Source organism: candidate division WOR-3 bacterium, from assembly GCA_039801365.1.
Taxonomy (GTDB): domain Bacteria; phylum Hydrothermota; class Tepidihabitantia; order Tepidihabitantales; family Tepidihabitantaceae; genus JBDRUN01.
Genome location: JBDRUN010000116.1, coordinates 1 through 6,169 on the forward strand (window position 1 = coordinate 1; position 6,169 = coordinate 6,169).

The window sequence follows — 6,169 nt, forward strand, 5'->3', positions numbered from 1 at the left end:
AGCCTGTATGCCTGATTGCAGTTGGCTACCCGGAAACTGATAAGGCGCAGTACGAACCCAAACGCAAACCGGTATCCGAAATCGCGTTCTGGAACTCCGGCCCACCGTAGACCTCATACTAGTGTCCGACTCATCACTCGACTCGACCGGCCCCAAGAACCGATATAGATCATTGTGTCACCCTGAGCGAACGAAGCGAGTCGAATGGTCTCTCAGGCGCGGTTCTTCGCTCCGGCGTTCCGCCGTCGCTCAGAACGACAGCACCCGGCAGGTGGAGCCAACCCTCTTGTCCTGCCAGGCACGATCAGCCTGTAGCCGTCGCTCTGTGTCGATTCTCGAGCCGGCCCCTGTTGTTGACAGTTACCTCAGAATAGTTATGATTCCGTAGGTCCCAAAGGAGGACTAATGTCTTTTTCCCGTTCGCTCACGCTGGCTGCTGCTGTTTTCAGCTTCAACGCGGCAGCTGCGCAGAATATACCGCTCGACGCCTACCTGCGCGGCGGTCGGATTCACTACCAAGGCGGCCGGTTTGACCGCGCCAGGGAACAGTTCAGGAACGCCCTCGACTCGTACGGCAGCCAGGTTGACAACGTCAAACTTGCGGAGATTCATGTCTGGCTAGGTCTGAGCGAAGCACAACTGAAAGACTACACATCTGCCGCCAACCATCTGCATCAGGCACTGGAGTATGACACTGCCATCAGCCGATTCCTGGGACAGGACGAGCAGCGGAAGTACTGGGCCTGGACATCTTTGATAACCACGGCACGCCAGGCATACGCGCGGACGAGTTACGACTCAAGTCTCACCTTTGCCCTGGACGCAATCAAGGTTGACCCGGGAAAATCCGGGGCCTACGCCCTAGTCGCGAACTCATATAGCGCCATGGGTCGGTATGAGGACATGCTCGCAACCGCTCGGCAAATGCTCAAGCTTGACGCTGAGAATCCCGAAGGACTGAGTTTAGTCGGCCTGTACTTCTTGGAGAAACCCGACACCCTGTGGCCGGCCGAGTTCAGACAGACACGCTGGGACTCCTGCGCCTACTACTATCAACAGGCAATCAGAATTTACGAGAAACGATACGAGGCTGGCCGCAAGTCCATCGCCGACCGCCTGAAGATTTCGGATACGACACGCCTGAACGAAGTCGCCTGGACGCTAGTCGAGAAAAGTCGCGCGGCCAATCAGGAGGATCTGAAGCGCTACATCGAGAAAGACTTGGGCGCAGCGAAGCAACTTTCCGAACTTGCGCAGATTGCATCCCAGCTCTTCTACGCTGCCAACAACCTCAACGTGTCATCGTCGCGTGCCGGCTCCGCGATGCTCCGGGCGTCAGCCGAAACCAAGGGTGACGCTTCAACCCGGTTCCGTGCCGAAGCCGAGCGGCTGTTCACCAAAGCCTTAGCCTATGACCCGTCCGATTTTGCCGCGATGTTCAACTTGGGAATTGCCCAGTACCAGGGCCAGAACGACACTCTGGCTTCAATTACCTTCCAAAAGGTGGTCGAAGGCGCGGTCGCTCCCTTGAGGTCATTGCCCGCCGAATGGCAGAACAAGCTTACGGCGCTCATTACCGCAGACGCGGTCAAAGAAGGAAGTCTCCCCCTTGACCTGCCGACCGTCGCCTCGATTGATAGCATCCTTCAAAGTAAAGGATATCGGGGTGCGGGCTATGCCTGGCTTTATTTCCCACTCCTCCGCAACAAGCCCCAGCCCCTGCCCGTAACCCCCAGCGACATAAGCGACATTTTCCTCAGTCTTGAAGCACCAAAAGCACTCGAGAACATCTACCTTCTGCTTGGCGTCACCCAGACTGGCATCGGACTTTCGCTGCTTGAAGCAAAGCAGAAGGATGCAGCGATGGCGAAACTTAGCTCCGCAATTGCAAACCTTACACTCGTTATCAACCTGAACCCACTTAACGCTGAAGCTTATCAGAACCTCGTACACTGCTACCGAGAAACCGGCCAGAAGAAGAAGGCCGAGGAAGCTTACAAGAAATACAAGGAACTCAGTCAGTAGCTTCGTGGAGTCAACTGCATGACTAAACTGCTTAATCTTATCATCGTGGTTCTGGCCTTGGCCCTGATCGCGGTTATTGTGTACCCCCAAATCCAGGCAAACCGGCCTAGGCTCGTTCGGTTTGCCTGCGACAGCACGACCAGCTCCTTACCGATACTCGTCGGCATCGAAGAATCACTGTTCATCAACAACCGGATAACGCCTGAATTAGTTTGGTACTCTGATCCAGACCAGGCCCTGGCCGACCTGTTCGCAGGCAAGAGCGACGTCGGAATATTTCCGTGGAGTACAGTTCTAAAGCGGATAGCCTACAGCGGCGAAAGCCTCAAAGTATTCATGTCCCAAGAGTTCAGACAGACCCTGCCGGTGGATGCCATTGTCGTACCAGCCAAGTCTAAACTCACAACTTTAGCCGATCTGAGAAAAAAAAGGTTAGGTTATCCACCCCAGTTGCGCGACTACGTCAGACCCATGTTGGCAAACATAAACATCCGGCCCCAGGACATCACAGCTATCGAGGTACCGCTCTCCACACTGGTAGAACAACTCGTCACTGGCTCGATCGATGCTGCCTGGCTTCTGGAACCGGTACTCTGTGCACTTGATACAGTCGCGTTCCGTACTCTGCAACCTGGCGTACTAGCACGATATGTTTCGGCGCCATTCCCCGGTGCTGCGGTCGGATTCACTCCCGGCTTCTATGCAAAATCCGACAAAGTGCTTCTTTCACGCCTTAAGATAGCGACCGATGCCGCCGTCGCCCTGACAGAAGGCAACGTGGATAAAGCCAAGATGGTGCTTGGCAAGTACTTTCCCTACTGCAAGGAATTCTGCCAGACCTGCCGTTTGCCCGAAATGCAGCGACTGGTCGAAATCAACAGACCAGCAGTTGCTGCACTTTCCGCCCGATTAGCCGCTTCTGGCGTACTGTCGAGTGAGGTCGAAACCCAGAACTTGTTCGTAGAACCAGCCAGGCTTACACGCTGATACGCGAGCACCCGGTCGTGCTAGACGGGGGGTCGGCGGTCCCCTGTAACCCGAAACCCGCCAATGCGGGGTCGAACGAGCATCATGAGTTCTGCACGGAGCGAACAAGGTCGGAGGTACGCCGGACGATGAAGGTCGGGTCTCACGATGAAGGCTGCCGCAAATCCCGCCAGGACCGGAAGGTAGCAACGGTACGCGAGTCTGCGTTCAGTCGCGAGCCAGCCTGGCTGGAGTCCGGCCGTTTCCGTCCCTCTCTCCGTCAGTGCGAATATGCTGCACGACCGGGTTCTCCTGTACTTCGGTTTCAGAAGCACACAGACGAACACGTACGCCTGGTAGGATCGTTTTCCTGGAGTCCCGGAACGCGGACAAACTTGACCCAAATAGGCCTAGCCTCCATCCCCTAAATGTCTGGTAAAGTCCTCACCCTCAAGTATCGGCCGCAGACATTTGATGAACTCCTAGTTCAGAACCATGTCAAGCGCGTCTTGATCAAGGCGCTCGAACACCGCCGGCTCGCCAACGCCTACTTGTTCGCTGGCCCACGCGGCGTCGGTAAAACTACAACCGCTCGAATTCTTGCCAAGAGCCTAAACTGTCTTTCCTTCGAGCAACCGACCCCAACACCCTGTAACCGCTGCTCTGCCTGCGTCGAAATCTCCGGTTCGCGTAACATTGACGTCCTTGAAATTGATGGTGCCTCAAACCGCGGAATCGACCAAGTCCGCGAGCTACGCGAGAACATAAAGTATGCCCCCACCAGCCTACGCTACAAGGTCTACATCATTGACGAAGTTCACATGCTAACATCTCAGGCATTCAATGCTCTTCTGAAAACCCTGGAAGAGCCGCCGGCCCATGCCAAGTTCATCTTTGCAACCACCGCGGCGCACGAAGTACCGGCAACAATCATTTCGCGGTGCCAGCGTTTCGACTTCAGAAAAGCCAGTCCTGAAGAAGTCGCAACCCGCCTGCGCTGGCTGGCTGAACAGGAAAACATCAAGATAGCCGAGTCGGCTCTACTCGCCGTAGCCCGCCGCGCTGACGGGGCAATTCGCGATGGCGAAAGCATCCTCGAGCAACTCGCCACTTATCAGCCCGGCGGCATAGAGCTTTCCGATGTCGAGGAACTCCTCGGACTTGTCCCGGCCGAACTCTTCTTCGAGTTTCTCGATTCCTTGCTTGCTGGCAGCTCAACCGACGCACTCCGGTTGGTCGCCAGAATCGTTGAGGAAGGACACGACCTGTTCGAATTCTACTCCGGCTTGGTCTGCCACTTGCGTAACCTCTTAGTCCTCATTGTCAGCAGCGAGACCCGATATCTCGGAACATCCCAAGAGGAAATAGGCCGGCTAGCGGAACAAGCCAAGGCAGCGGGCTCCATTCGACTCGTGAAAGCGCTGGAGACAGTCCTCAGAAGCGAAGAATCAGCCAAGCACTCCCAGATACCCCGCGTCCACCTTGAATGCCTGACCCTGGAACTGTCTGCTCTGCTCGGGCCCGAACCTGCCGGCACGCAAATTGCAACCGGGACTTCGGTTGACGCAGAAACCGCCCAGACTAGAAAGACGACTGCGGCCCTAAGGCCTCCGGACGCCGCTTCGTCCAGAACGAAAAAGCAAGAGGTTGCGACCCGGCATTCGAAAACGGATGACCCGAGTCGTCCCCTCGACTCAGTGTGGGAGGATTTCATCCTAAGAATAAAGGGCCATAAGCCATACCTCGCCACTTTCCTTCACCTGTGCAAAGCCGAGTCCCATAAGAACAACACCTTCACCATCTCCTGCCCGGAGACAAACAGAACAGCCTGGGATAAACTGCAGAACGATATTAGCCTCCTGGAGTCAGTACTCAGCTCAGTCTTGGGCCAACCTACCAAGGTTACCATTGTCCCATCAAAGGGAACCAACGACAGCAGCCCGGAAATCGAACGCATTTCTCGGGTGTTCGGTCCGCTTGAGAGAATATCACGACACAGATGAAACAGTCGCTTGAAAGGCTGATAGAAGCACTCATCGGCCTGCCCGGCATTGGCCGGAAGACTGCCCAGCGCATCGCCCTGCATCTGTTACGTGACCGAAGCAGACAGGTTGATGAGCTTGTGTACGCCCTGACCGAGGCCCGCACCAAGCTACACCCCTGTTCGCGGTGCTTCAACCTTACCGAAGCCGACCTCTGCGAAGTTTGCTCGGACCCGAGCCGTAACCATACTCTCGTCTGCGTCGTCGAGACACCAGGCGATGTCCTGACCCTGGAACAGTCCGGTCTTTTCCAAGGCGTGTACCACGTACTCGGTGGCGCACTATCCCCTATTGACGATATCGGCCCAGAAGACCTAAAAATTAGCGAACTTCTAAACCGCATAGAATCTGAAAAGGTCGCAGAGGTTATCATCGCCACAAATCCGACGACCGAAGGCGAGGCCACCGCAGTTTACCTTGCCCGATTGCTACATCGGCCTGGATTGCTGGTCACGCGTATCGCACGTGGCCTTCCCGTCGGCTCGGACCTAGAACTGGCGGACGGTGAGACAATTTCCCGTGCGTTCGAGGGACGGCGCGAGGTCTAGTAGCCCTGGCTCTAGCCCAGGTACATGGTGACCCTTTGAGGGCGGCCGCAAAGTCCGGGGACATTACACCAAGAGACTGGCTTGCGTTGCGAGGAAGCGTGAAAACGTTGCTGCAGGAGGCGAAGCTGAAAGAAAGGCATCGAGTTTCCAACCGTTCTGGTTATGCTTGTGGCGATACGCAAGCGCCAGAAAGGTGGAACCGATGCCTCCCATAGCCTCCTACTACTACATCGTGGCCAAAGGTAAAGACCAGACCGTGAAGTACGAGATTCGCCATAGCATGGTGCTGCTGGCTCTGAAAGAGGGCATCAAGCCGACCGCCCGCTACTACGGTGTCTCCCGCAACACGGTCCGTAAATGGCTGCGCCGCTACAGGGAGTCCAGAATCGACGGGTTGGAGGACAGGAGCCGGGCCTCCCATCATATTCCCCGCAAGACTTCTGCTCGGGTCGAGAGGAAGGTGGTACGCCTTAGGTGGAAGCTGAAGCGGTTTGGCAGCCGGCAGCTGGTGCGGGATTATGCTCCGGGCTGCAGCCACGGTGCGTTTGACCGCATCTACCGGGAACAGGGGCTGCTACGCCGGCGCAA

5 protein-coding genes and 1 other RNA gene are annotated in these 6,169 nt (G+C 56.3%); all 6 read left to right on the forward strand.

Annotation, left to right across the window (positions count from 1 at the left end; genetic code table 11):
• Nucleotides 1–405 precede the first annotated feature (405 nt).
• The gene (locus ABIL25_10615) at nucleotides 406–2,025 is read left to right on the forward strand and encodes a tetratricopeptide repeat protein (GenBank protein ID MEO0082719.1); all 1,620 of its coding nucleotides are present in this window, start codon (nucleotides 406–408) and stop codon (nucleotides 2,023–2,025) included.
• A gap of 18 nt (nucleotides 2,026–2,043) precedes the next feature.
• Nucleotides 2,044–3,012 (forward strand): ABC transporter substrate-binding protein, encoded by a 969-nt coding sequence (locus ABIL25_10620; protein ID MEO0082720.1) that lies wholly within the window; start codon nucleotides 2,044–2,046, stop codon nucleotides 3,010–3,012.
• A 15-nt stretch (nucleotides 3,013–3,027) separates the two neighbouring features.
• Nucleotides 3,028–3,293, forward strand: an RNA gene (ffs, locus tag ABIL25_10625) — signal recognition particle sRNA large type.
• A 126-nt stretch (nucleotides 3,294–3,419) separates the two neighbouring features.
• Nucleotides 3,420–4,994 (forward strand): DNA polymerase III subunit gamma/tau, encoded by a 1,575-nt coding sequence (dnaX, locus tag ABIL25_10630; protein ID MEO0082721.1) that lies wholly within the window; start codon nucleotides 3,420–3,422, stop codon nucleotides 4,992–4,994.
• The gene (gene recR / locus ABIL25_10635) at nucleotides 4,991–5,581 is read left to right on the forward strand and encodes a recombination mediator RecR (GenBank protein ID MEO0082722.1); all 591 of its coding nucleotides are present in this window, start codon (nucleotides 4,991–4,993) and stop codon (nucleotides 5,579–5,581) included. Before dnaX ends, recR begins: the two co-directional genes overlap by 4 nt.
• 202 nt (nucleotides 5,582–5,783) lie before the next feature.
• On the forward strand, nucleotides 5,784–6,169 hold a 386-nt coding region (locus tag ABIL25_10640), incomplete at its 3' end, for a helix-turn-helix domain-containing protein (GenBank protein MEO0082723.1).

Coding starts and splice junctions, on each gene's coding strand:
- ABIL25_10615 (MEO0082719.1), top strand. CDS start 406: ATGTCTTTTTCCCGTTCGCTCACGCTGGCTGCTGCTGTTTTCAGCTTC.
- ABIL25_10620 (MEO0082720.1), top strand. CDS start 2,044: ATGACTAAACTGCTTAATCTTATCATCGTGGTTCTGGCCTTGGCCCTG.
- dnaX (MEO0082721.1), top strand. CDS start 3,420: ATGTCTGGTAAAGTCCTCACCCTCAAGTATCGGCCGCAGACATTTGAT.
- recR (MEO0082722.1), top strand. CDS start 4,991: ATGAAACAGTCGCTTGAAAGGCTGATAGAAGCACTCATCGGCCTGCCC.